24 protein-coding genes are annotated in these 24,749 nt (G+C 36.0%); 22 read left to right on the top strand and 2 right to left on the bottom strand.

Translation table 11 applies throughout. The features are described 5' to 3' along the window. The first annotated feature begins 111 nt into the window (after window positions 1–111). The 4 genes from D0817_RS10040 (at window position 112) to D0817_RS10025 (ending at window position 4,840) form a co-directional block, all read left to right on the top strand. Window positions 112–2,583 (top strand): TonB-dependent receptor, encoded by a 2,472-nt coding sequence (locus tag D0817_RS10040; RefSeq protein WP_127338257.1) that lies wholly within the window; start codon window positions 112–114, stop codon window positions 2,581–2,583. A 65-nt stretch (window positions 2,584–2,648) separates the two neighbouring features. After that, complete coding sequence (locus tag D0817_RS10035) at window positions 2,649–2,981, top strand: hypothetical protein (RefSeq protein WP_127338256.1); 333 nt, start codon at window positions 2,649–2,651, stop codon at window positions 2,979–2,981. Window positions 2,982–2,983: 2 nt separating this feature from the next. Next, window positions 2,984–3,286: a hypothetical protein gene (locus D0817_RS10030; RefSeq protein ID WP_127338255.1), complete on the top strand. Its 303-nt coding sequence runs from the start codon at window positions 2,984–2,986 to the stop codon at window positions 3,284–3,286. A gap of 3 nt (window positions 3,287–3,289) precedes the next feature. Next, complete coding sequence (locus D0817_RS10025) at window positions 3,290–4,840, top strand: PepSY-associated TM helix domain-containing protein (RefSeq protein WP_127338254.1); 1,551 nt, start codon at window positions 3,290–3,292, stop codon at window positions 4,838–4,840. A gap of 148 nt (window positions 4,841–4,988) precedes the next feature. Here D0817_RS10025 and D0817_RS10020 read toward each other — a convergent pair whose 3' ends face one another. Together D0817_RS10020 and D0817_RS10015 are read right to left on the bottom strand one after the other, a co-directional pair. Beyond that, window positions 4,989–5,336 carry a toxin-antitoxin system YwqK family antitoxin gene (locus tag D0817_RS10020; RefSeq protein ID WP_127338253.1) on the bottom strand — a complete coding sequence of 116 codons (348 nt, stop codon included), beginning with the start codon at window positions 5,334–5,336 and terminating at the stop codon, window positions 4,989–4,991. A gap of 211 nt (window positions 5,337–5,547) precedes the next feature. Then, the gene (locus tag D0817_RS10015) at window positions 5,548–6,543 is read right to left on the bottom strand and encodes a TlpA family protein disulfide reductase (RefSeq protein WP_127338252.1); all 996 of its coding nucleotides are present in this window, start codon (window positions 6,541–6,543) and stop codon (window positions 5,548–5,550) included. 158 nt (window positions 6,544–6,701) lie between these two features. On the opposite strand from D0817_RS10015, the gene aspS reads away from it, so the two are divergent. The 18 genes from aspS (at window position 6,702) to D0817_RS09925 (ending at window position 24,156) form a co-directional block, all read left to right on the top strand. Beyond that, window positions 6,702–8,453 carry an aspartate--tRNA ligase gene (gene aspS, locus D0817_RS10010; RefSeq protein ID WP_127338251.1) on the top strand — a complete coding sequence of 584 codons (1,752 nt, stop codon included), beginning with the start codon at window positions 6,702–6,704 and terminating at the stop codon, window positions 8,451–8,453. Between the two features lie 295 nt (window positions 8,454–8,748). Further along, window positions 8,749–8,943 carry a cold-shock protein gene (locus tag D0817_RS10005; protein ID WP_007137066.1) on the top strand — a complete coding sequence of 65 codons (195 nt, stop codon included), beginning with the start codon at window positions 8,749–8,751 and terminating at the stop codon, window positions 8,941–8,943. Between the two features lie 244 nt (window positions 8,944–9,187). Continuing rightward, window positions 9,188–9,553 carry an NADH-quinone oxidoreductase subunit A gene (locus D0817_RS10000; protein ID WP_007809098.1) on the top strand — a complete coding sequence of 122 codons (366 nt, stop codon included), beginning with the start codon at window positions 9,188–9,190 and terminating at the stop codon, window positions 9,551–9,553. A gap of 134 nt (window positions 9,554–9,687) precedes the next feature. After that, window positions 9,688–10,236, top strand: a complete 549-nt coding sequence (locus D0817_RS09995; RefSeq protein ID WP_127338250.1) for an NADH-quinone oxidoreductase subunit B — start codon at window positions 9,688–9,690, stop codon at window positions 10,234–10,236. A gap of 1 nt (window position 10,237) precedes the next feature. Next, window positions 10,238–10,759 carry an NADH-quinone oxidoreductase subunit C gene (locus tag D0817_RS09990; RefSeq protein WP_127338249.1) on the top strand — a complete coding sequence of 174 codons (522 nt, stop codon included), beginning with the start codon at window positions 10,238–10,240 and terminating at the stop codon, window positions 10,757–10,759. 98 nt (window positions 10,760–10,857) lie between these two features. Beyond that, window positions 10,858–12,096, top strand: a complete 1,239-nt coding sequence (locus tag D0817_RS09985) for an NADH-quinone oxidoreductase subunit D (RefSeq protein WP_127338248.1) — start codon at window positions 10,858–10,860, stop codon at window positions 12,094–12,096. Between the two features lie 148 nt (window positions 12,097–12,244). Beyond that, on the top strand, window positions 12,245–12,775 hold the full coding sequence (locus D0817_RS09980; protein ID WP_127338247.1) for a complex I 24 kDa subunit family protein: 531 nt from the start codon (window positions 12,245–12,247) through the stop codon (window positions 12,773–12,775). A gap of 1 nt (window position 12,776) precedes the next feature. Then, window positions 12,777–14,144, top strand: coding sequence for an NADH-quinone oxidoreductase subunit NuoF (nuoF, locus tag D0817_RS09975; RefSeq protein WP_127338246.1), 1,368 nt, complete (start codon window positions 12,777–12,779; stop codon window positions 14,142–14,144). An 82-nt stretch (window positions 14,145–14,226) separates the two neighbouring features. Next, the gene (locus D0817_RS09970) at window positions 14,227–15,258 is read left to right on the top strand and encodes an NADH-quinone oxidoreductase subunit G (RefSeq protein WP_127338245.1); all 1,032 of its coding nucleotides are present in this window, start codon (window positions 14,227–14,229) and stop codon (window positions 15,256–15,258) included. Window positions 15,259–15,260: 2 nt separating this feature from the next. After that, window positions 15,261–16,316 carry an NADH-quinone oxidoreductase subunit NuoH gene (nuoH, locus tag D0817_RS09965; RefSeq protein WP_127338244.1) on the top strand — a complete coding sequence of 352 codons (1,056 nt, stop codon included), beginning with the start codon at window positions 15,261–15,263 and terminating at the stop codon, window positions 16,314–16,316. Between the two features lie 60 nt (window positions 16,317–16,376). After that, window positions 16,377–16,898, top strand: coding sequence for an ORF6N domain-containing protein (locus tag D0817_RS09960; RefSeq protein WP_127338243.1), 522 nt, complete (start codon window positions 16,377–16,379; stop codon window positions 16,896–16,898). Between the two features lie 120 nt (window positions 16,899–17,018). Next, entirely contained in the window at window positions 17,019–17,564 is a 546-nt protein-coding gene (locus tag D0817_RS09955) for a NuoI/complex I 23 kDa subunit family protein (protein WP_127338242.1), read from the top strand. Continuing rightward, a complete protein-coding gene (locus D0817_RS09950) occupies window positions 17,565–18,104 on the top strand; it encodes an NADH-quinone oxidoreductase subunit J family protein (RefSeq protein WP_127338241.1) in 540 nt (179 codons plus the stop codon). It begins immediately after the preceding gene. Beyond that, window positions 18,104–18,424 carry an NADH-quinone oxidoreductase subunit NuoK gene (nuoK, locus tag D0817_RS09945; protein ID WP_017494599.1) on the top strand — a complete coding sequence of 107 codons (321 nt, stop codon included), beginning with the start codon at window positions 18,104–18,106 and terminating at the stop codon, window positions 18,422–18,424. Before D0817_RS09950 ends, nuoK begins: the two co-directional genes overlap by 1 nt. Before the next feature lie 6 nt (window positions 18,425–18,430). Next, the gene (gene nuoL / locus D0817_RS09940) at window positions 18,431–20,314 is read left to right on the top strand and encodes an NADH-quinone oxidoreductase subunit L (RefSeq protein WP_127338240.1); all 1,884 of its coding nucleotides are present in this window, start codon (window positions 18,431–18,433) and stop codon (window positions 20,312–20,314) included. Between the two features lie 10 nt (window positions 20,315–20,324). Further along, entirely contained in the window at window positions 20,325–21,764 is a 1,440-nt protein-coding gene (locus tag D0817_RS09935) for a complex I subunit 4 family protein (RefSeq protein ID WP_127338239.1), read from the top strand. 64 nt (window positions 21,765–21,828) lie between these two features. Next, window positions 21,829–23,220 (top strand): NADH-quinone oxidoreductase subunit N, encoded by a 1,392-nt coding sequence (locus tag D0817_RS09930; RefSeq protein ID WP_127338238.1) that lies wholly within the window; start codon window positions 21,829–21,831, stop codon window positions 23,218–23,220. A gap of 162 nt (window positions 23,221–23,382) precedes the next feature. Next, on the top strand, window positions 23,383–24,156 hold the full coding sequence (locus D0817_RS09925; RefSeq protein ID WP_127338237.1) for a Bax inhibitor-1/YccA family protein: 774 nt from the start codon (window positions 23,383–23,385) through the stop codon (window positions 24,154–24,156). The last annotated feature ends 593 nt before the right edge of the window (window positions 24,157–24,749 follow it).

Raw genomic sequence — 24,749 nt, 5'->3', positions numbered from 1 at the left:
ACGTAAATTTTACCCTTTAAAAAATATTTTATTTAGAATAAATAAGAATAGCTTGTTTGGTAAACATTCAACCACTAAATTTGCGCTATTAAAATCAATTCTAAATAAAAAATGAAATCTAAATTTACAATATTACTTTTGAGTTTCTGTCTTATTTTGTTAGCAGGCACTACAGCCTGGTCTCAGGAAAAAGCAACTATAAAAGGTCAGATCACCTTAAAAAATAATGAGTCACCGGAAAATATTTCTGTTGTTTTAAAAGGAACAAAATCGGGAACGACTACTGATGAAGAAGGTAACTATACCTTAAAAAACATCAAACCCGGAACCTATACTTTAAAAGTTTCTTCAGTGGGATACATTACACAGGAAAAATCGATTGTAATTAAAGAAGGTGATAATCTGATCCAAAATTTTACAGTAGCTACAAATTCAGAAGACTTAACAGAAGTAGTTGTAAATGGCGGTAAAAAAAATCATTTTGCCCGTAAAGACACCAAACATGTTTCAAGATTACCGCTTAAAAACCTTGAAAATCCACAATCATACACTACGATTACAGGAGAGTTATTAAAAGAACAGGTAGTGACCAATTTTGATGATGCTTTGAAAAATGCATCCGGTATTACACCACTTTGGGCCGCAACAGGACGTGCCGGAGACGGAGCCGCTTATTATTCCCTTAGAGGATTCCCTGTTCAGCCTACAATGGTAAATGGTTTACCGGGTTTAACAAACGGAAGTCTTGATCCCGCAAATATCGACAGAATCGAAATCATCAGAGGCCCATCAGGAACTTTGTTCGGAAGCAGCTTAATCTCTTACGGAGGTCTAATCAATACCACTACAAAAAGACCTTACAAAACCTTTGGAGGAGAAATCAATTATACTGGTGGAAGCTACGGTTTAAATCGTGTAACGGTTGATATCAACACTCCGTTAAATGATAAAAAAACACTTAATTTCAGAATAAATTCAGCATACCACAAACAAGAAAGTTTTCAGGATGCCGGATTCAGGGAATCCTTTTTTGTAGCACCTTCCTTATCTTATGAGGTAAACGACAGATTATCATTCTTAGTGAATACTGAGTTTATGAGCAATGAATCGACCAACCCAACGATGTTGTTTTTAGACAGAGGTGCCCCTCTAAGAGTTCATAATATTAATGAGTTAAAATATGATAACGAACGTTCTTACACCAGTAATGAACTGACAATGAAAACCCCTTCTTATAACATCCAGGCTCAGATGAATTATAAGCTTTCAGATCAATGGACTTCACAGACTATATTTTCTAACAGTTCAGCAAGATCAAAAGGAAACTATACTTATTTGTACGAAGGCACAAGCAGTTTCCCAATTACGAATGGTATTGTTTTGGCCCGATTTTTTACAGATCAGGACAATCAAAACATAACTACCGATATTCAGCAGAATTTTAACGGTGATTTTAAAATTGGAAGTTTAAGAAACAGAATCGTTGTTGGTTTTGATTACTTTAAAAGAACGGCAACTGATCGCAGTACAGGATATTTTGGAAATGGATATATCTATATCGGGGATGATTTAGCCTCTTTCAATGCTATTCCGGGTATCGGACCAAGTAATGGTGATACAGGAAATTTGACAAAAGCCGGATCTGATGCAATTATTGGAAACAGCCCCAGAAACGATAATAAAACGAAACAAGAAACGTATAGTGCTTACGTTTCTGATGTTATCAACTTTACTCCGGCATTATCCGCTATGTTAAGTTTACGTGCCGACCGCTTTATGAATGCTAAAAATGACGGATACAATCAAACAGGTTTTTCACCAAAATTTGGATTAGTATACCAGCCTATTTTGGATAAAGTTTCGGTTTTCGCCAATTACATGAACGGGTTTGTTAACGTTGCGCCGGGTCAAAATCGTCAGGCCACGATTGTAACACCTTTGACTTTTAATCCTGAACATGCAGATCAGTTTGAAGTTGGGACAAAACTGAATCTTTTTAAAGATAAGCTTTACGCTACTTTTAGCTACTATGATATTAAAGTTACTGATCAGGTTTATGTAGTAGAAACACCATACGTAGATCCCGCAGATCCAACAAAAGAACAGCCAAATAATCAGGCTACCTACCAGGATGGAGCGCAGAAAAACAAAGGTTTTGAAGCAGAATTTATTGCAAATCCAATTAACGGTTTAAACATTGTTTTGGGATATAGTTACAATGATGCCGTTTTAACAAAAGGTGACGCTGACTTTGTAAACCACAGGTCTGAAAATGCAGGACCACGAAACCTGGCTAACCTTTGGGCGAGCTACAAAATTACAAATGGTTTCTTAAGAGGTTTTGGTGTAGGTTTTGGAGGAAATTATGTTGGTGATAATATGATTATGAACAGAAAAGTTGCAGGAACTTTTACAATTCCTGAATACACTGTTCTTAACTCCTCTTTATTCTACAGTGCTGATAAATTCGGAGTGACACTAAAACTTAACAATATTGCCAACAAAGAAATTTATGACGGATGGTCAACTGTTCACCCTAAGGATCCAAGAAGTATTGCTGCCAGCTTTACTTACAAATTTTAACAACAAAACAAACATAAAACATCTTTCCCTTCAACCGGAAAGATGTTTTATAAATTTATAAGATCATGATAACAATAGCCAGTCTTTTCGTTTTTATCTCTTTTTATATGTTTTATTATACTTCCAGAAAAGCCGTACTCTCTTACGATTATGGTTTTGAAAAATGGCTGAATAACAACCCCGGACCAACCAAAATTTCTGGATTGTTTATACTTCTTTTCGCTTATTCATTATTACTGTTTACCAAGGCTTTAGGAACCGGAACTTTATTGTTTTTCATTCAGTTAATGACAATTGGAAGTTTAATTGTTATCTTATCCCCGCTTAAAGTCATAAACAGTAAAGCTGTTGCGGTACTTTTTATCCTTAGCGGACTAATAGAAATCTATTACTATTAAATATGCCAGCAAATCCTAAATACCTGACGCAATCAAAATGGCAGCGATTTGCCAAAATAACAGCTGCTATACTTGGCGGCTATTTCGTTTCTGTGAGTTTTCATCTGGCGCTCGCGTCCTGGTTTAATCGTGTAAATATAATTATGACAATGGCTTTTACAGGATTTATCCTTTGGGTTGCTTTAATGGTTATCGCTTTTTTAGCGAAAAGCGGATTAAAAATCTGGGGAATCTATTTGTTGCTTACCCTGATTTTTTGTGGCATAATCTATCTTGGCCAAACCTATAATCCTATTACCACATAATATATGAACAACAGAAACTATAATATCTATTTTCATACGCATACCGTAAGCGGAATTGTAATAAGCGTGGTCTTGTTTATTATTTTCTTTGCCGGGTCTTTTTCCTTTTTCAGAGACGAAATCATCAATTGGGAACGCGGTGAGTCTGTTACACTGACCAAAGATATTCAGCTGAACTACGATGCCACCTTAACGGCTTTAGATAAAAAATACAATTTAGCGGGAAGAACAATTTCTATTTCAAAAGCGAGTAACGAAAGACGTGTCAATGTTTACATGGAAGGTACCAAACATACTTTGGCGCCTGCCAAACAAAAAGAAAGCCAGTTCTTCTATTTAGATACCAAAAATTTAAAAACACAAACCTACGAAGAATCGTATTCCTTAGGTGAATTCCTCTACAGGCTTCATTTCCTGGCACAGGTTCCTTACCCGGTTGGGTATTATCTTTCCGGTTTTGTGGCTTTATTTTTTCTGTTTGCTATTGTAACCGGAGTCTTGCTGCACTGGAACAAAATTGTTTCTAATTTTTATACATTCAGGCCAAAAGAAAAACTGAAAACCTTATGGACCGATTCGCATACTGCTTTAGGTATGATTGGATTGCCTTTTCAGTTTGTGTATGCCGTAACGGGAGCTTTTTTTATGATCAAGCTTCTTATCGTGGCACCAAGTGTGATGGCTTTATACAAGGGAGATCAGAACAAATTATATGATGATTTAGAATATATTAACCCTGTATATAATTTTGAAAACAAAAAATTAGCCAATCCTTTTAGTATAAATGAATTTGTAGCTAAAGGGAAAAGCAATTGGAAAGATTTTGAAATCTACAGTGTCCAGATCCAGAATTACGGGGATGCCAATATGCATGTTATCGTTGAAGGAGAACTGCCTTACGACAAAAAATTTACAGCTGTTGGAAAAATAATCTATAAAGTGGCTGACGGAAAAGTGATCGCTAAAAAAGATCCCGTGACCGGCAACAAATACCTGGATGTAGTAAAAAATGTATTGTACCGCATTCACTTTGGAGATTATGGCGGATATGCTCTTAAGATTATCAGTTTTGTACTTGGCATCATAACCTGCTACGTAATTATATCCGGAGTTATGATCTGGCTGGTTGCGAGAGACAAGAAAAACCTGCCGGAGAAAAAACGTCGTTTTAACAACTCCGTAGTACGCATTTATTTAGCAGTTTGCCTGAGTATGTATCCGGTTACAGCACTGGCATTCATTGCCAATAAGGCTTTTTATCCGCTTAGCCAGGAGAATATATACAGTGTCTATTTTATCAGCTGGCTCGTATTAATTGTATTCTTCTTATTGAAAAGGGATATAAATTTCACCAATAAATGGTGTTTGATTTCAGGAAGTATCCTAGGGCTGCTAGTTCCGGTTGCCAATGGTATTTGTTCCGGAAATTGGTTCTGGAAAACTTTTGCAGCAGATCAGACACAGATTTTCTTTATTGATATTTTCTGGATTGTACTCGCTTCACTTACCCTGTTTGTTTCTTTTAAATTAAAAAAAGTAAAAGCAAATCAGTAAAAACATTTACATACAAATGGCCCGGATTAATTTCCGGGCCATTTCTTTTTATTGCAGTGGTAAGGCTGTATGTTTTGTTATCAGTATAAAAGTACGGACATAAAAAAACCGCTAATTAAAGCGGTTTTTTTATGTCTTTGAAATTATATTAATTTCTATTTGCTAAAGCATTTTTCTGTAAATTTTTAACTGAACTTACTTTACTGTTATCGTAAGCAACTTCACTAAGGCTATTTTCGTTAAAGAAAATCCACTTTCCGGTTTTCAGTCCGTTTGTGTATTCCCCTTCAGCAACTTTATTTCCTTTTTCATCATATGAAACCCAAACGCCATCTAATTTACCATCCTTAAAGAAGCCTTCTTGCTGTACTTTACCATTATCATGGTAATAAGTAGCTTTTACTGTATTTCCAACAGCTTCTAATTCCGGTTTTTTCTCTTGTGCAACTAAAATTCCAGAGAACAATATTGCAACTAAAATTACACACTTTTTCATATCTTGCAGGTTTTAATGTTATCAAATCTTTACCAAATATAAACAAATGTTTACATTAAAAAAACTTTTACTTAACAATTTGGTAACATTGGATAAAAACTTAACATTGGAAATCAGAACGATACAAAAAAACCAGTGCTCAGGCACTGGTTTTACTGGTATTTTATTAAAATAGAAAATTTACGATAACGTTATAAATTTGATCAATAAATTACTTTAATAACGAATCTAACTGCGTTTGAAGCTCTGGAGAAGAGGGTCTGGCAGCATCAGCACTCACAACATTCCCCTGTGGATCGATCAAAATAAACCTCGGAATTCCCGTTACCTCATAACTGGTGACAAAAGCAGATTTCCAGTCGCTGTCAGAAAATAACTGAGTTCCACCCAGTTGTTTATCGGTTACGAATTTTCTCCATTTTTCGTGGTCTTTTTGTACATCAACAGAAATACTCACAAACTCGATATTTTTTCCGTGATATTTTTCTTCCACTTTTTGCAGGAATGGAATCTCAGCTCTGCAAGGTCCGCACCACGTTGCCCAAAGATCAACATACACATACTTTCCTTTTAATTCTGAAAGCTTCGTTTTTCCGCCCTTGTGGTTTTCATAGTCGAATTCAGCTGAAGGTTTCCCGACAAATCCCTTCATCTTAGCGGCACTTTCGTACATCTGCACGGCGTACTGATTAAATTGCTCGAATGATTTTTTTAGATTTGTTTTAAATTCAGTATCAAAATCACCTTTCTCAATATTTTCCAGATCAGATTTTGTCTTTCCGTCTAATAAGGATTTAAATTCAGCTGCTTCTTTGGCGAACGCTTCATTCTGAAATTTTTCGTCTTTTAAAGCCTGCTGTGCTAAAAAATTACTTTCGTTTGTTCCTTTTCCTTTATATACAATCGTTTCATCAAATTCCTTAGCATTCATGGTCAGGTTTACTTCAGCACCCGGTTTCAGAAATAAAGTAGAAGATTCTACTCCGTCGGAAAATCGATAAAATCCTTTCGGAGCTTCAAAAGTAGCAGCAAAAACTTCTTTTTTATCAATCGGAATAACTTGTTTGAAATTATTAGCACCTCTAATGACTAAAGTATCACTGTTTCTGTTCGTAATTTTGGCCGTAAATTTGATTGGATTTTTGACTTGCCCAATACTATTCAGGGCACTGAAAATCAACAAACCAGCAACAAAAAGTTTTCTCATATCTTATATTGTTTTGTTTATAGTGACTCAAAACTAAATAAATTCTGTCTTCAAAATTTAAGAATTAACAAAATATTTCATTTTAACAACATCTAGTTGCCCACTTTTCTATATTAATTTGAATTTTGTGTTTACTTTTGCAGTCTAAAATTGAGATCATGTATAGAAGTCATAATTGCGGCGAGTTAAACGCTTCAAATATTAATACCGAAGTTACACTAGCGGGTTGGGTTCAGAAATCACGCGATAAAGGATTTATGAACTGGGTTGATTTACGCGACCGTTACGGAATCACACAACTTATTTTCGACGAGAGCCGTTCTGATAAAACTGTTTTCGAACTGGCAAAAACTCTTGGAAGAGAATTTGTAATTCAGGTAAAAGGAACTGTTATTGAGCGTGAAGCCAAAAACAAAAATATTCCGACCGGTGATATCGAAATTTTAGTTTCTGAATTAACCATTTTGAATGCTGCCTTAACACCTCCGTTTACAATTGAAGACGAAACAGATGGCGGGGAAGATATCAGAATGAAATACCGTTACCTGGATATTCGTCGTAATCCGGTAAAAAACAGTTTGCTTTTCCGTCACAAAGTGGCAATGGAAGTTCGTAAATACTTATCTGATCTGGATTTCTGTGAAGTAGAGACTCCATATTTAATCAAATCAACTCCGGAAGGCGCGAGGGATTTCGTTGTACCAAGTCGTATGAACGAAGGACAGTTTTATGCGTTGCCGCAATCACCACAAACTTTCAAACAGTTATTGATGGTGGGTGGAATGGATAAATATTTCCAGATCGTAAAATGTTTCCGTGACGAAGACTTACGTGCAGACCGTCAGCCTGAGTTTACACAAATTGACTGCGAAATGGCATTTGTGGAACAGGAAGACATCCTGAATGTTTTTGAAGGACTGACAAGACACTTACTAAAAGAAATTAAAGGTATTGAAGTAGACAAATTCCCAAGAATTACCTACGACTATGCCATGAAAACATATGGAAATGACAAACCGGACATCCGTTTCGGAATGGAATTCGGAGAACTGAACGAATTTGCTCAACACAAGGATTTTCCGGTATTTAATGCTGCGGAATTAGTAGTGGGTATTGCCGTTCCGGGCGCAGGAAATTACACCCGTAAAGAAATTGACGGACTGATTGACTGGGTAAAACGTCCGCAGGTAGGTGCATCCGGAATGGTATATTCCAAATGTAATGACGACGGAACTTACAAATCATCTGTAGATAAATTTTACGATCAGGAAGATTTAGCACAATGGGCAAAAATAACAGGTGCAAAACCCGGAGACATGATTTTTGTACTTTCCGGCCCTGCTGATAAAACCCGTGCACAGCTTTCTGCACTTCGTATGGAACTGGCAACCCGTTTGGGATTGCGTAAACCGGAAGAATTTGCTCCGCTATGGGTTGTAGATTTCCCGTTATTAGAGCTTGACGAAGAAAGCGGCCGTTATCACGCCATGCACCACCCGTTTACCTCTCCTAAACCGGAAGACATGCATTTACTGGAAACACAACCGGGAAAAGTACGCGCCAATGCTTACGACATGGTCTTAAACGGAAATGAAATTGGAGGAGGATCTATTCGTATTCACGACAAAGCAACACAACAGCTGATGTTCAAATATTTAGGATTTACCGAAGACGAAGCAAAAGCACAATTTGGATTTTTGATGGATGCTTTTCAATTTGGAGCGCCGCCTCACGGGGGATTAGCTTTTGGTTTAGACCGTCTGGTTGCTATTTTGGGAGGTCAGGAAACGATCAGGGATTTTATTGCGTTCCCGAAAAACAATTCAGGACGTGATGTCATGATTGATGCTCCTGCTAAAATTGATGATTCCCAATTAAAAGAATTACACATAAAAGTAGATTTGGTATAATTCAGTCAGAACTAAAAAAAATACGGAACTGAAAAAAAAAATTAAACGACAAAAATAAAGGTTGATTTACGACATTTAAAATCATAATTCAACCTTCAATAAAGTCAAAAAGTTCCTACTTTTTAACATATCTTTAATGATTGCCATTTTAAACTATGTCATATCAAAAGAGAAGCAAAATAAATAGTAAAAACACTGTAAATCAATAATTTTTACAAAAAATTAACACCTTATTGTCTTTTGTATGAATTTATATATTACATTTGCTTCATTATAAATTATTATTACAATTACAATGCGTACAGGTACAGTAAAATTTTTCAATGAATCTAAAGGTTATGGATTCATTACAGACGAAGAAACAGGAAAAGATATCTTCGTTCACGCTTCAGGAATTAACGCGGAAGAATTACGCGAAGGAGACCGTGTAAGCTATGAAGAAGAAGAAGGAAGAAAAGGGAAAGTTGCTGCTAAAGTAGCAGTAATCTAAGAAAAATATAGCAATTTATTTTTTTTGCCTCTGAATGGTTTTAAAACGTTTCGATTTATTTCGAAACGTTTTTTTTTTGCTCAAATCTTAAAAAAATTGTAAAAAAAGCCAAAGTTATTTATAATGAATAAAAATTAGACATAAACGATGTTTACGACCCTACTTAAATCCTTTTTTAGCTTGTGATTTACAGAGTTGGGCGCTATCTTTGTGGCTTATTTTTTAAGTAAAAAACCCCAAGTTTATGCAATCTGATCAATACAGCTATCTTCCTATTTTAATGCAGCTCATTCTTGCTGTTGGTTTTGTGGTAGGAACTATCATTATTTCCGGAAAATTAGGCCCAAAAAGAACCTCTGAGGTGAAAGATAAAAATTTCGAGTGCGGAATCGAATCTGTTGGTAATGCACGTATTCCTTTTTCCGTAAAATATTTCCTGGTTGCCATTCTTTTTGTATTGTTTGACGTAGAGGTAATTTTCCTTTATCCGTGGGCAGTAAACTTTAAAGAACTTGGTATAGAAGGAATGCTGAAAATGATTGTTTTCATGGCCTTGCTTTTAGTTGGATTTTTCTATATCATCAAAAAGAAAGCTTTAGACTGGGAATAAATGATTTTAGATTGGTGATTTTAGAATTACAATTTAAGATTTGGTTTCCCGAATTAATATACTGATTTAAAAATTGATTTTAACGTTTATGATTTCCCCAAATCTAAAATCTAAAATCAGAAATCTAAAATAAAATGAGCGATTCAAAAGTAAATATGGTTGCCCCTCCGGAAGGTGTTGTTGGTGAAGGTTTCTTCGCCACAAAACTTAATGATGTTGTAGGTATGGCACGCGCGAATTCTCTTTGGCCTTTACCGTTTGCAACTTCTTGTTGCGGAATCGAGTTTATGGCAACAATGGCTTCCCATTATGATTTGGCACGATTTGGTTCTGAACGTGTGAGTTTTTCTCCCCGTCAGGCTGATATGCTAATGGTTATGGGAACTATTTCGAAAAAAATGGCACCCATCTTAAGACAGGTTTACGAACAAATGGCAGAGCCGCGTTGGGTAATTGCCGTTGGAGCCTGTGCTTCATCTGGTGGTATTTTTGATACGTATTCTGTTTTACAGGGAATTGACAAAGTTATCCCTGTTGATGTTTACGTTCCCGGATGTCCTCCAAGACCGGAACAAATCGTTGACGGTGTAATGAAACTACAAGAATTAGTAAGAAGCGAATCTGTACGACGCAGAAGTTCTCCGGAATACCAGGAATTATTAGCTTCATATAATATTTCATAAAATGGCATTAGAAAATACCCTGATTCAGGATAAACTTACTGAAACATTTGATACAAGTGTTTTTAACTTTCAGGAGGAAAGAGATATTTTTTCCCTGGAAACAACAGCTGATAAAATCACCTCTTTGATTCTTTTCCTGAAAAATGATGCTGATTTACGTTTTCACTTTTTAACGGACTTATGCGGGATTCACTACCCTGATAACGAGGTTGATCGTCAGTTTGCAATCGTTTATCATTTACACAACTGGTACGAAAACAAGCGTATCAGAATCAAAGTTTATATCAACGGTGAAAAACCTGAAATAAAAACAATTTCAAATATTTTCTTAAGCGCCAATTGGATGGAAAGAGAAACATACGATTTCTTCGGGGTGAACTTTATTGGACATCCGCAATTGAAACGTATTCTGAATATGGATGAAATGATCTCTTTTCCAATGCGAAAAGAATTCCCTCTGGAAGACAGCGGAAGAACAGATAAAGATGACAGATTCTTTGGAAGAACAACAATCAATGCGTAATTAACAATTTATAATTGATAATTATTACATAATATAAAAACAAAAATTAATAGTTAATTGGAAAATATCAATTATCAATTATCAATTTTTAATTAAAGATGTCAGAACTATTATTACCACCAGAGCATCGCTATGCTAAAATAATTAAGGAGAAACTAAACGAAGACGGAAGCGAGCTTTCCGTATTGAATTTAGGTCCAACCCACCCTGCCACTCACGGTATTTTTCAAAATATCTTATTGATGGACGGTGAAAGAATTCTTGAAGCGGAACCAACCATTGGTTACATCCACAGAGCTTTCGAAAAAATCGCCGAAAATCGTCCTTTCTACCAGATTACACCTCTTACAGACCGTATGAACTATTGTTCCTCTCCGATCAACAATATGGGATGGTGGATGACTTTGGAAAAATTACTCAATATTGAAGTTCCTAAAAGAGCACAATACCTAAGAGTAATTGTTATGGAATTGGCGCGTATTACAGATCACTTAATTTGTAATTCGATTCTGGGTGTTGATACTGGTGCTTATACCGGTTTCTTATATGTTTTTCAATTTAGAGAAAAAGTTTACGAGATCTATGAAGAAATTTGTGGTGCCCGTCTGACAACAAATATGGGAAGAATCGGTGGTTTCGAAAGAGACTGGTCACCGGAAGCTTTCCGCAAACTGGATGTGTTTTTAAAAGATTTCCCTGTCGCCTGGCAGGAATTTGAAAACTTATTCGAAAGAAACAGAATTTTCCTTGACAGAACTGTAAACGTTGGTGCAATCTCCGCAGAGAAAGCAATGGCTTACGGATTTACAGGTCCAAATTTACGTGCTGCCGGAGTTGATTACGACGTACGTGTAGCTCATCCTTATTCGTCTTACGAAGATTTCGACTTTATCGTTCCTGTTGGAAAATCAGGTGATACGTACGATCGTTTTTGTGTTCGTAATGCAGAAGTTCGTGAAAGTTTAAGCATCATTCGTCAGGCTTTGGACAAAATGCCGGCCGGAAACGAATATCATGCAGAAGTTCCGGATTATTACCTTCCTCCAAAAGAAGATGTTTACACTTCTATGGAATCTCTTATTTATCACTTTAAGATCGTAATGGGAGAAGTTCCTGTACCGGTTGCAGAAATTTATCACCCTGTTGAAGGTGGAAATGGAGAATTAGGATTCTATTTAGTTACTGACGGAAGCAGAACTCCATACAGATTACATTTCAGAAGACCTTGCTTTATTTATTACCAGGCATATCCGGAAATGATCAAAGGCGCTTTATTATCAGATGCAATTGTTATTCTTTCGAGTTTAAATGTAATTGCAGGAGAATTAGACGCGTAAAGAATTGTAGATTTTAGAATTAAGATTGCAGATTGAAAAATCTAAAGTCAGAAATCTAAAATCTAAAATTAAAAAAGATTGCAGAATATGGATTCAAGGACAAAGATTGAAAAAATCTAAAATCTAAAATCCGAAATCTAAAATAAAAATGGAACGTAGACATTACAAACAAGAAATAAATATGACTGAAGCATTGATGAACCGCGTCAATGAATTGATCAGTCATTATCCGGAAGACAAAAGAAAATCAGCTCTGCTGCCTGTTTTGCATGAAGTGCAGGATGCGCATGACAACTGGCTGAGTACGGAGTTACAGGATAAAGTTGCCGAAATTTTGCACATCAAACCAATTGAGGTTTACGAAGTGGTTACTTTTTATACCATGTACAACCAAAAACCAATTGGAAAATACATGTTCGAATTTTGCCAGACTTCTTGTTGTTGTTTAAATGGTGCCGAAAATTTAATGGATTACACTTCTGAAAAATTAGGCATTAAAATGGGCGAAACAACTCCGGACGGAATGTTTACCATTGCCGGTGTAGAATGTTTAGGTGCCTGCGGATACGCTCCGATGATGCAGTTAGGCGATTTCTACAAAGAAAAACTGACAGAAGAAAAAATCGATCAGTTAATCGCTGATTGCAGAGACGATAAAATAATATTACACGATAAATAAGATGTCACAAAAAATATTATTAGATAAAATCAATGTTCCGGGTATTAAAACCTACGAAGTATATCGCCAAAACGGTGGTTATGCCTCTGTAGAAAAAGCTTTGAAAACACTTACACCGGACGAAGTGGTGGAAGAAGTAAAAAAATCAGGACTTCGTGGCCGTGGTGGAGCTGGTTTCCCTGCCGGAATGAAATGGAGTTTTATTGATAAAAAATCAGGAAAACCAAGACATTTAGTGTGTAATGCCGACGAGTCTGAACCGGGAACTTTCAAAGATCGCTATCTGATGGAATTTATTCCTCACCTTTTGATCGAAGGAATGATTACCTCGAGTTTTGCACTGGGAGCTAACCTTTCATATATCTACATTCGTGGAGAGTATATGTGGGTTTTCAAAATTTTAGAAAGAGCAATCGCCGAAGCTAAGGCTGCCGGTTGGTTGGGAAAAAATATATTAGGAACAGGTTACGATTTAGAGTTACACGTTCACTGTGGAGCCGGAGCTTATATTTGTGGAGAAGAAACTGCACTTATTGAGTCACTGGAAGGAAAAAGAGGAAACCCTCGTATTAAACCACCATTCCCGGCGGTTTCTGGACTATGGGCCAATCCAACCGTGGTAAACAATGTGGAGACTATTGCAACTGTGCCGTGGATCATCAACAATTCAGGAGATGATTATGCTAAAATCGGAATTGGACGTTCAACAGGAACTAAACTAATTTCTGCTTCAGGACATATTAAAAATCCTGGCGTTTACGAAATTGAACTAGGTTTAAGTGTTGACGAATTTATGAATTCCGACGAATATTTAGGCGGAATGTCTTCCAGCAGACCTTTGAAAGCGTTTGTGCCCGGAGGATCTTCAGTGCCGATTTTACCGGCTGAATTAATTTTCAAAACAGCCAATGGTGAAGACCGTTTAATGACTTACGAATCTTTAAGTGATGGTGGTTTTGCTACCGGATCTATGTTAGGTTCCGGAGGATTTATCGTTTATAACGACACTGCCTGTGTGGTAAGAAACACCTGGAATTTTGCGCGTTTCTACCACCATGAATCCTGCGGACAATGTACACCTTGCCGTGAAGGAACAGGCTGGCTGGAAAAAATATTGTGGAGAATCGAAAACGGTCAGGGCCGTGAAGAAGATATCGAATTATTGTGGAGCATTCAAAGCAAGATTGAAGGAAACACTATTTGTCCACTTGGTGACGCAGCTTCCTGGCCGGTAGCAGCAGCAATTCGTCACTTCAGAGATGAGTTTGAATATCACGTTCGTTTCCCTGAAAAAATTAAAAACAGAGATCACTTTGTTGCTGAACCTTTCTCGCAAGTGAAGCATTTAGTAGGCAAATTAACAGTATAAAAAGTTTCAAGTTTCAAGTTTTTTTAGTTGCAGGTCCAACAGCCTGAAACTTTAAACCTGAAACTAAAAAAACAACACAAAGATGAAAGTAACCATAGACGGTCAAAGTATAGACGTAGAACCAGGAACAACGATCCTGCAGGCTGCACGTATGATTGGAGGAGATTTAGTGCCGCCAGCCATGTGCTATTACTCAAAATTAAAAGGCAGCGGCGGTAAATGTCGTTGTTGTTTAGTTGAAGTTTCCAAAGGAAGTGAAGCTGACCCAAGACCAATGCCAAAATTAATGGCATCTTGCGTAACAGGATGTATGGACGGAATGGAAGTGAACAGTAAATCTTCAGACAGAGTAACGGAAGCCCGTAAATCTGTAACTGAATTTTTATTGATCAACCACCCATTAGACTGCCCGGTTTGTGATCAGGCTGGTGAATGTGATTTGCAAAACTTAAGTTTTGAGCACGGAAATCCAAAATCACGTTTTATTGAAGAAAAAAGAACATTCGAGCCGGAAGATATCGGTCCGAATATTCAACTGCATATGAACCGTTGTATCTTATGTCAAAGATGTGTACAAGTAGCAGATCAACTGACAGACAACAGAGTTCACGGTGTATTAGATCGTGGAGACCACGCTAATATTTCTACCGGAATTTCTAAAGCTATTGACAACGAATTCTCCGGAAATATGATTGACGTATGTCCTGTTGGAGCATTAACTGATAAAACGTTCCGTTTCAAATCGAGAGTCTGGTTCAACAAACCTTACAATGCACACAGAGAATGTACTACTCCGGGATGTTGTGGAAAAACTACGGTTTGGATGTTTGGAGGGGAAATTCAACGTGTAACAGGCCGTAAAGACGAATATCATGAGGTGGAAGAATTCATCTGTAATTCTTGCCGTTTTGACCATAAAAATGTAAACGACTGGACGATTGAAGGACCAAGAGAATTTGAAAAAGATTCTGTGATCAATCAAAACAACTATACTCAGAAATTAGAAAAAGTAGAAATCGATACCGAAAAAACGATTCTAATGGGTAGAGATATTGACCGTAAAAAAATTAGTATGGCTGAAATCCCATTAAACACTAATAACAAAAATTCTTAACGATGGTAGATGGTGCATTTATTATAGAAAAAAGTGTTGTGATTGTTGTGGTTTTTGCCGTAACAATGATTATGGCGATGTATTCTACCTGGGCTGAACGTAAAGTGGCCGCTTTTTTACAAGACCGTGTCGGACCTAACCGTGCAGGTTGGGGAGGTTTATTACAACCTCTTGCCGATGGTATGAAATTATTCTCCAAAGAAGAATTTTTCCCGAATACCCCTAACAAGTTTTTATTTATTGTAGGACCGGCAATTGCCATGAGTACTGCCTTAATGACAAGTGCTGTAATCCCGTGGGGAGATCGCTTACATATTTTTGGAAGAGATGTTCTTTTGCAGGCTACGGATATCAATATTGGTTTATTGTATTTCTTCGGAGTTGTATCTGTTGGAGTTTACGGCATCATGATCGGTGGATGGGCTTCTAACAATAAATTCTCTTTGATGGGAGCTGTTCGTGCTGCTTCTCAAATGGTTTCTTATGAAGTGGCCATGGGATTATCGATGATTGCTTTATTGATGATGACCGGAACTTTAAGCTTAAAAGAAATCTCTGAGCAACAGGCAGGAATGAACTGGAATGTATTTTACCAGCCTTTATCTTTCCTTATTTTCCTTATTTGTGCTTTCGCAGAAACCAACAGAACTCCTTTTGATTTGGCGGAATGTGAATCGGAATTAATCGGAGGTTATCATACAGAATATTCGTCTATGAAAATGGGATTCTACTTATTTGCTGAATATGCCAATATGTTTATCTCTGCCACTATTATATCTGTATTGTTTTTCGGAGGTTACAATTATCCGGGAATGCAATGGATGGTAGAAAATGTGGGTGTAAATACCGCTAACCTTCTGGGAATTGCAGTATTGTTTGTTAAAATATGCTTCTTCATATTTTTCTATATGTGGGTGCGTTGGACAATTCCAAGATTCAGATATGATCAATTGATGCATTTAGGATGGAAAATATTAATTCCGCTGTCGATCATCAATATTATGATTACAGGAGTTGTTATTTTAAGAAGTGAAATTGCAGCCTTTTTAGGTTTTTAAATTTTGAAAGGTGTCGCATTTTGCGACACCTTTCAAAAGAAACATATTATATGCCATAAGATGAGTCAAATTATTATTCTTAATGAAGTAATTACTAATAAAATATATTTTATTAGAAACCAAAAAGTAATGTTAGACAAAGATCTTGCAGAACTGTATGAGGTAGAATCAAGGAGACTAAGAGAGCAGGTAAAAAGAAATAGTACAAAATTTCCTGATCATTTTATGTTCAGATTAAATGAAACAGAAGTCGAATTGCTGGTGTCGCAAAATGCGATAGCTTCAAAACAAAATCTGGGAGGTTCGTTACCTTATGTTTTTACAGAGCATGGTGTTTTACAATTAGCCAGTGTTCTGAAAAGTGAAAGAGCAACTCAGATGAGCATTAAGATTATTGAGGTTTTTGTAAGTTTAAGAGATTTTTTAACGGACAACCTGAATTTAAAATTAGAAGTAGATATAATTAAGAAAAAATTAATTAATCACGATAAAAATATTGAGCTGGTCTTTACTTATTTAGATGAGTTAATGGACAAACAGGAAAATAAAATTGAAAGAACTAAAATTGGTTATAAAAAATAAATTTCATTAAAAACCAAAATGCCCTAGCCCTGACAGAAGCAGCATCCTTTTATTTTTTTCTTTAAAAAATGAAAGATACAGCGGATAGCAGGATTAAGCTTCAAAATAAAAATTAAAAAAATGTCAATAGAAACTATATCATTATCGGGTAGAAAAAAGATGGTCTCCAATAAGGAGATGACCTTTTTGGAACGCTTGTATCTTGTAGCGATTGTAAAAGGATTATTTATTACGGTAAAGCACTTATTCAGAAAAAAAGTGACGATCCATTACCCGGAACAAGTACGTGAAATGAGTCCTGTATACCGTGGTCAGCACCAATTGAAACGTGATGAGCAAGGTCGTGAGAATTGCACGGCTTGCGGATTATGCGCTTTGTCATGTCCTGCTGAAGCCATCACTATGAAAGCTGCCGAGCGTAAAGCAGATGAAAAACATTTGTACAGAGAGGAAAAATATGCATCGATTTATGAAATCAATATGCTTCGTTGTATTTTTTGCGGTTTATGTGAAGAAGCCTGTCCGAAAGATGCCATTTATCTGACGACTTCGAAAGTTTTGGTTCCGTCAAGCTATGAAAGAGAAGATTTTATCTTTGGTAAAGACAGATTAGTGATGCCTCTTGACGTGGCGATCAAAAATGCTCAACTTAATAATGCTAACTAAATGATACATATTCCTGATTTTGCACACGCAACTACTGTACAAATTATATTTTGTTTCTTAGCATTCATTACGGTGATCACCGCTTTCCTGACCATTTTTAGCAGAAATCCGATTCACAGTGCTATCTATTTAGTAATTTGTTTCTTTTCGATTGCTGGTCATTATTTATTACTGAACTCTCAATTTTTGGCTATCGTACATCTTATTGTATACTCCGGAGCCATTATGATTTTGTTCCTGTTTACAATTATGTTAATGAATCTAAACGAACGCCATCAGGTACACAGACCCAGAATTACACGTTTGGGCGCCATAGTTTCTTTTTGTCTGATTTGTATTGTATTAATCGCAATCTTCATCAACTCGAAACCTATTGTCGGAGCATATGATTCTACCGGTGAGGATTTCCAATCGATAAAAGTACTGGGTAAAATATTACTGAACGAGTATATGGTTCCGTTTGAATTTGCATCGATCCTGCTTTTGGTAGCGATGATTGGAACTGTATTATTGTCTAAAAAAGAAAAATTAAATAAATAATGGGTAATATATTAAATCAAATAGGTATTGAAAATTACATCTTTTTAAGTGTTGTACTTTTCTGTATTGGTATTTTTGGTGTATTGTACAGACGAAATGCTATTATCGTTTTTATGTCTATCGAAATCATGCTGAATGCGGTTAACCTTTTATTTGTAGCTTTTTCAACCTATCATCAGGATGCACAGGGACAAGTTTTTGTTTTCTTTTCGATGGCGGTTGCTGCGGCTGAAGTGGCAGTAGGATTGGCTATTTTAGTTTCGATCTTTAGAAATTTAGGTTCGATTAGTATCGATAATTTAAAAAATTTAAAAGGATAAATGGAAATGAATACCAATTTAGCTTTAGTTTTAGTATTAGCTCCTTTTTTAGGATTTTTAATCAATGTCTTCTTTGGAAAGAGTTTGGGCAAAACAGTTTCCGGTATCATCGGAACGGCTGCAGTAGTAGTTTCGTTTGCTGTTACACTTTTCTTTTTCTCTGAAATTACACGAACCAAACAAGCCATTCAGGTAACTTTATTTGACTGGATTCAGATTAGCAACCTTCATATTAATCTTGGATTTTTATTAGATCAGTTGTCATTACTATGGTTGCTTTTTGTAACCGGTATCGGATCATTGATCCATATATATTCGATCAGCTACATGCACGATGATGAGAATATGCATAAGTTTTTCTCTTATTTAAACTTGTTCGTGTTTTTCATGATTACACTTGTAATTGGAAGTAACCTATTAGTTTTATTTATAGGTTGGGAAGGTGTTGGACTTTGTTCGTATTTATTAATTGGATTCTGGTACAAAAACCAGGATTACAATGATGCTGCGAAAAAGGCTTTCATCATGAACAGAATCGGGGATTTAGGTCTTTTGATCGGAATGTTTATTCTTGGTTCCATGTTCTCGACTTTAGATTATGCCACTTTAAAAACTGCAATTGCCGGAGCAACTACCTTAAATATTCCATTGCTTTCATTAGCTGCCTTATGTTTATTTATTGGTGCTTGTGGTAAATCTGCACAAATTCCGTTATACACCTGGTTACCGGATGCGATGGCAGGACCAACACCGGTTTCTGCGTTGATTCACGCTGCAACGATGGTGACAGCGGGTATCTTTATGGTGACCCGTTTAAATTTCGTATTTGATTTAGCACCGGACGTTCAGACTATAATTGCTGTAATTGGAGCTGTGACTTCATTAGTTGCTGCAACCATTGGACTGGTTCAGACAGATATTAAAAAAGTATTGGCTTACTCTACGGTTTCCCAATTAGGTCTAATGTTTTTAGCTTTAGGTTTTGGTGCTTATGAAGTAGCCGTTTTCCACGTAATCACACATGCTTTCTTTAAGGCCTGTTTATTCTTAGGTTCCGGTTCTGTAATTCATGGTTTACATGGCGAGCAGGATATGCGTAAAATGGGGGGTCTGCGTAAAGCAATGCCGATCACATTCTGGACGATGTTAGTTTCATCATTGGCAATTTCAGGTGTTCCGTTTTTCTCCGGTTTCTTTTCGAAAGATGAAATTTTAATGACCGCTTTCCACCACAGTATTCCATTATATGTGGTTGGATCTATTGCTTCGATCATGACTGCTTTTTATATGTTCCGATTAATGTTCCTGACTTTCTTTAAAGATTTCAGAGGAACTGAAGAACAAAAACATCATTTACATGAAAGTGACGGTCTAATTACTTTTCCGTTAATGATTTTAGCGTTATTGGCAACTTTTGGCGGACTAATCAGCTTACCGGGTAACAGTTGGTTAAATGACTATTTAGCTCCTCTTTTCACAAAAGTAGCTGGCGAAGAACATCATTTAGGAACAACAGAATACACACTGATGGGAGTTGCCGTTGCAGGTGGGTTATTAGGTATTTTAATTGCTTACATTAAATATTTCAAACAGGATAATGTTCCTGAATCTGACGAAAATATCACAGGAGTAACGAAGGTTTTATACAACAAATATTATGTAGATGAAATCTACGACGCTGTATTTGTTCGCTCTGTAAATGTATTATCACAATTTTTCAGGGATTACATCGAAACCGGTTTATCTGCCCTTGTTTTCGGACTGGGTAAAGTAACAAATGAAATAGGTTTTCAGGGTAAAAAATTACAAAACGGAAGTATCGGATTGTATCTTTTCGCTTTTGTTTTGGGTCTTTGCGCCATTATTTCCTATATATTTTTAGCTCAATAATTTTATAACTATGAACGTTTCTCTTATATTAATTATTCTTTTAATTGGTGCATTTGCCACTTATTTTGTTGGTGACAAACTTGCTTCAAAAGTAGCCTTGTTCTTTAGTTTAGCAGCTTTGGGCTGTTCGCTGGTTTTGTTAAGCCATTTCAATGCGGGCGAAAACATTAGCTTAGTCAATGCCTGGATTACCCAGCCTAAAATCTCATTTGTTTTAAATGCAGACGGATTGGCAATGGCAATGTTGTTGTTAACGGTAGCCTTAACTCCAGTCATTATATTCTCTTCTTTCGGAAATGAATATAAAAATGCAAAAGGGTTTTATGCTTTAATTTTATTTATGGCCTTTGCTATGACAGGAACTTTCCTGGCAGCAGATGGTTTACTGTATTATATTTTCTGGGAATTAGCTCTTATTCCAATTTATTTTATTGCGCTCATCTGGGGTAACGGAGATGCTGAGGAACGCAGAAAAGCAGTGGTTAAATTCTTTATTTATACACTGGCAGGTTCCCTGTTTATGTTGGTTGCTTTCATTTACTTATATCAAAAAGCAGGAAGCTTCCTGATTGAGGATTTATATAAATTGAATTTATCCGCAACAGAACAGCTTTGGATCTTCCTGGCTTTCTTCTTAGCCTATGCAATTAAAATTCCGATTATTCCTTTCCATACGTGGCAGGCAAGCGTATACCAAAAAGCACCAACTGTTGGAACCATGCTTTTATCCGGTATTATGCTAAAAATGGGATTGTACAGTGTAATCCGTTGGCAATTGCCAATTGCTTCTCTTGCGGCAAAAGAATATATGAATATTTTTATTGCTTTAGGAATTGCCGGTGTAATCTATGGTTCTATCGTAGCCTTGAGACAAAAAGACCTTAAGAAATTATTAGCGTATTCTTCTTTGGCTCACGTTGGATTAATAGCTGCCGGAACTTATACCTTAACCATTGATGGCTTGCGTGGAGCGGTGCTGCAAATGATTGCTCACGGTTTTGTTGTAGTGGGATTATTCTATGCTGCTGAAATCATCTTCAGAAGATTTGAAACAAGGGAAATTTCTGAATTGGGCGGTATTCGTATTCAGTCTCCGAAATTTACTTCAATGTTTTTAATTTTAGTGCTGGCCTCTGTTGCCTTGCCAAGTACTTTTAATTTTGTTGGAGAATTCACCGTTTTATATAGTCTTTCACAAATTAATATATGGTTCGCAATTTTAGGCGGAACCACTATTATCCTTGGAGCGTATTATATGCTTAAGATGTTCCAGAATGTAATGTTGGGAGACGCCAATTCAAAAACATTTGCGGATGTTTCTGTTAATGAAGGAATTTCTCTGGTTGCGATTATTGCTGTTTTGATTTTCTTCGGATTCTATCCAAAGCCAATTACAGATTTGATCACGCCAAGTTTAGAGACTATTTTAAACGTTATCAATAAAAATTAATATTTTAAATAAAAATAAATTAGGGCATCATTAGTTTTAGATTTCCTAAATCAAAAAAACAAAAATGAATACATTAATAGCTATAACGGGATTGGGTATTTTCTGCCTATTGTTTGAAATTCTTAATTTAAGGAAAGCCATTGTTCCTTTTACCATTGTTGGACTTTTGGGAGTTTTGGCACTTAATTTTTATGAATTCGGTTCGACAGGAAGTTATTACAATAATATGATTGAGGTGAGTAAATTCTCTACTGCTTTTTCATCCTTATTTATTGTGCTGACTATTTTCCTGATAGCCTTAAGTCATAATTTTTATGAAAATCATCAGACCAAAATCTCCGATTTTATTGCTATAAAAATATTTTTATTAGCTGGTGGTGTAGCGATGGTCTCTTTTGGAAACCTGGCTATGTTTTTCTTAGGAATTGAAATATTATCAATCGCCTTATACATACTTGCGGCAAGTGATCGTCTGAACTTAAAAAGTAACGAAGCCGGTATGAAGTATTTCTTAATGGGGTCATTCGCGTCAGGAATTATTTTATTCGGAATCTGTCTGATTTACGGGGCAATGGGAAGTTTTGACGTTGTTGAAATACATGAAAGTTCCTTATCTGCAGAGCTGCCAATCTGGTTTCCAATCGGAATGGTTTTGGTAGTCATCGGAATGTTATTTAAAGTAGCGGCCGTACCGTTTCACTTTTGGGCTCCGGACGTTTATGAAGGTTCTCCTGCATTAACAACAGCTTTAATGAGTACGCTGGCAAAAGTTATTGCTATAGCTACTTTATACAAATTAGTAAGTGCATTAAATTTAATCCCGTCACTTGAAAATCAGGATCTGTTAGGAACTTTTGAAATAATCGTTGTAATTGTATCGATGGCTTCTATGACAGTGGGTAATATCATGGCTTTACGTCAGGTAAATGTAAAACGTATGCTGGCATTCTCCGGAATTTCACATGCAGGATTTATGTTAATGACTTTATTAAGCGTTGCCACCTCAGCAGGTGTTTTATTGTATTATACTGCTGCTTACGCTTTGGCCGGAATTGCTGCTTTCAGCGTTATCTTATATGTTTGCAAAAATCAGGATAACGAAGACGTTACCAACTTCCACGGATTAGGAAAAACAAATCCTTTGTTGGCGGCTATACTAACAGGTTCATTATTATCAATGGCCGGAATTCCAATCTTTTCAGGGTTTTTCGCTAAGTTATTCTTATTCAACCAAACCATTCAGGGCGGATATATTGCTTTGGTGATCGTAGCAGTGATCAACTCAATCATTAGTGTTGGCTATTATTTCAAATTAATTTTAGCTATGTATTCCAAAGAACCAAATGAAGCACGCACAGGGAAACCTTTCCTTATTTACGCTGTTGCAATCGTTTCTATCCTTTTGAATATTGCTTTAGGGTTATTCCCTTCTTTAGTTTTAGATTTACTGCAATAGAAATTTCAATCTCAACATATCAAAATCCATCAGCGTTCACTGATGGATTTTTGTTTTAACATCCCTTTATTCAGAAGAAAAAATCATGTTAAAAAAAATACAGAAACAATTCCACTTCAAAAAATCTCCATATATTTGACTACAATTAAAAGTATTAGAACTATGAACTTCAATTCAAAAAATCCTTTTCTAAGCAACAAGCGTTTTTCATCAAATGCCGTTTCAAAAGCTGAAGAAGTACACCACGCACAGATTATTGATTATAATCAGGAAATGACCATATCGGGTACTATTAATAAGACGGCTATTTTATTTTTAATCTTATGCGGATCATCCCTAATCACATGGTGGATGGCTTTTAACGGAATGAATGTAATGTTACCGACAATCGGCGGTGCTATTGTTGGACTTATTCTGGTTATTGTTTCTGCATTCAAACCGCAGACTTCTCCTTATTTAGCACCAGGTTATGCCTTGTTTGAAGGTCTGTTTATAGGTGGGATTTCTGCCATTTTTGAGGCCAGTTATCCCGGAATCGTTGTTAATGCGGTTGGAGCAACCCTGGTTACTTTTTTAATTTGCCTGGGATTATATAAATTTAAAATTGTAAAAGTAACGGAGCAGTTTAGATCAGTCGTTATCGCTGCAACCTTAGCGATTGCTACCTATTACTTAATTTCGTGGGTGGTATCCATGTTTACAAGCTTCACTCCTGTTCATCATGGAAATTCTATGACGAGTATTGGAATCAGCGTTTTTGTAATTATCATAGCGGCCTTAAATATATTCCTGGATTTCGACCAGATCGAAAAAGGAGTACAACAAAAAATGCCGAAATTCATGGAATGGTACGGTGCAATGGGATTAGTGATTACACTGGTTTGGCTCTATATCGAATTCCTGAGATTACTTTCAAAATTATCGAGCAAAGATTAATTCCTTAATTATACTCTCATAAAAAAAGCCCTTTTGAAATTCAAAAGGGCTTTTTTTATACTTAAAATCTAAGCTGCTCCCACTCCTTTACTTTTATTCAATTATAGGAATAAATTCATGCGCTTTTGAATGAAATCGATACCGGTTTTTTCTCTTTGCGTTCTGAAAATATGCCTCAGCATCCTTCAAGAATTAATTTTCAGAACGATCTTCAAATCAATTTTAACTCAAAATTAATTTCAAAATTAATTTCAAAATTGAATTTTGACACCTAAAAGTCTTTTCAATTATTTTATTTTAACAGTATTTTTCCTTTCATTTTAAAAAAATGATTATTTCCTCCAACTTTGATTTCTTACATTATTTTCCCGGCAATGTGGTAGTATCAAAATTTAAAAAGTGTAGTAAAAATAATACTTCCGAAAGATTTCCATTAATATGTAATAAATTACAATTAATGCAATTTATTACATAATACATATTCAAAGTCTATTTTTTTTATTATAAATTTTTTTTTATATCTAATTTATTTTGAATAACGAAATTTTACATACTTTTGTGTAATCGATTACAATTTAAAATTGCTTTCGATA

Origin of the sequence: Flavobacterium cupreum, assembly GCF_003996965.1 — a bacterium.
Taxonomy (GTDB): Bacteria; Bacteroidota; Bacteroidia; order Flavobacteriales; family Flavobacteriaceae; genus Flavobacterium; species Flavobacterium cupreum.
The sequence above is the reverse complement of the archived record's forward strand: the minus strand, read 5'-3'. Positions and strand labels throughout refer to the sequence as shown.

Coding starts and splice junctions, on each gene's coding strand:
- D0817_RS09995 (WP_127338250.1), top strand. CDS start 9,688: ATGAGCGATTCAAAAGTAAATATGGTTGCCCCTCCGGAAGGTGTTGTT.
- nuoF (WP_127338246.1), top strand. CDS start 12,777: ATGTCACAAAAAATATTATTAGATAAAATCAATGTTCCGGGTATTAAA.
- D0817_RS09955 (WP_127338242.1), top strand. CDS start 17,019: ATGTCAATAGAAACTATATCATTATCGGGTAGAAAAAAGATGGTCTCC.
- D0817_RS09950 (WP_127338241.1), top strand. CDS start 17,565: ATGATACATATTCCTGATTTTGCACACGCAACTACTGTACAAATTATA.
- D0817_RS10025 (WP_127338254.1), top strand. CDS start 3,290: ATGAACAACAGAAACTATAATATCTATTTTCATACGCATACCGTAAGC.
- D0817_RS10030 (WP_127338255.1), top strand. CDS start 2,984: ATGCCAGCAAATCCTAAATACCTGACGCAATCAAAATGGCAGCGATTT.
- D0817_RS09985 (WP_127338248.1), top strand. CDS start 10,858: ATGTCAGAACTATTATTACCACCAGAGCATCGCTATGCTAAAATAATT.
- D0817_RS10040 (WP_127338257.1), top strand. CDS start 112: ATGAAATCTAAATTTACAATATTACTTTTGAGTTTCTGTCTTATTTTG.
- D0817_RS10035 (WP_127338256.1), top strand. CDS start 2,649: ATGATAACAATAGCCAGTCTTTTCGTTTTTATCTCTTTTTATATGTTT.
- nuoL (WP_127338240.1), top strand. CDS start 18,431: ATGAATACCAATTTAGCTTTAGTTTTAGTATTAGCTCCTTTTTTAGGA.
- D0817_RS09925 (WP_127338237.1), top strand. CDS start 23,383: ATGAACTTCAATTCAAAAAATCCTTTTCTAAGCAACAAGCGTTTTTCA.
- D0817_RS10000 (WP_007809098.1), top strand. CDS start 9,188: ATGCAATCTGATCAATACAGCTATCTTCCTATTTTAATGCAGCTCATT.
- nuoH (WP_127338244.1), top strand. CDS start 15,261: ATGGTAGATGGTGCATTTATTATAGAAAAAAGTGTTGTGATTGTTGTG.
- D0817_RS09990 (WP_127338249.1), top strand. CDS start 10,238: ATGGCATTAGAAAATACCCTGATTCAGGATAAACTTACTGAAACATTT.
- D0817_RS09970 (WP_127338245.1), top strand. CDS start 14,227: ATGAAAGTAACCATAGACGGTCAAAGTATAGACGTAGAACCAGGAACA.
- D0817_RS09930 (WP_127338238.1), top strand. CDS start 21,829: ATGAATACATTAATAGCTATAACGGGATTGGGTATTTTCTGCCTATTG.
- D0817_RS09935 (WP_127338239.1), top strand. CDS start 20,325: ATGAACGTTTCTCTTATATTAATTATTCTTTTAATTGGTGCATTTGCC.
- D0817_RS09960 (WP_127338243.1), top strand. CDS start 16,377: ATGAGTCAAATTATTATTCTTAATGAAGTAATTACTAATAAAATATAT.
- aspS (WP_127338251.1), top strand. CDS start 6,702: ATGTATAGAAGTCATAATTGCGGCGAGTTAAACGCTTCAAATATTAAT.
- D0817_RS10015 (WP_127338252.1), bottom strand. CDS start 6,543: ATGAGAAAACTTTTTGTTGCTGGTTTGTTGATTTTCAGTGCCCTGAAT.
- D0817_RS09980 (WP_127338247.1), top strand. CDS start 12,245: ATGGAACGTAGACATTACAAACAAGAAATAAATATGACTGAAGCATTG.
- nuoK (WP_017494599.1), top strand. CDS start 18,104: ATGGGTAATATATTAAATCAAATAGGTATTGAAAATTACATCTTTTTA.
- D0817_RS10020 (WP_127338253.1), bottom strand. CDS start 5,336: ATGAAAAAGTGTGTAATTTTAGTTGCAATATTGTTCTCTGGAATTTTA.
- D0817_RS10005 (WP_007137066.1), top strand. CDS start 8,749: ATGCGTACAGGTACAGTAAAATTTTTCAATGAATCTAAAGGTTATGGA.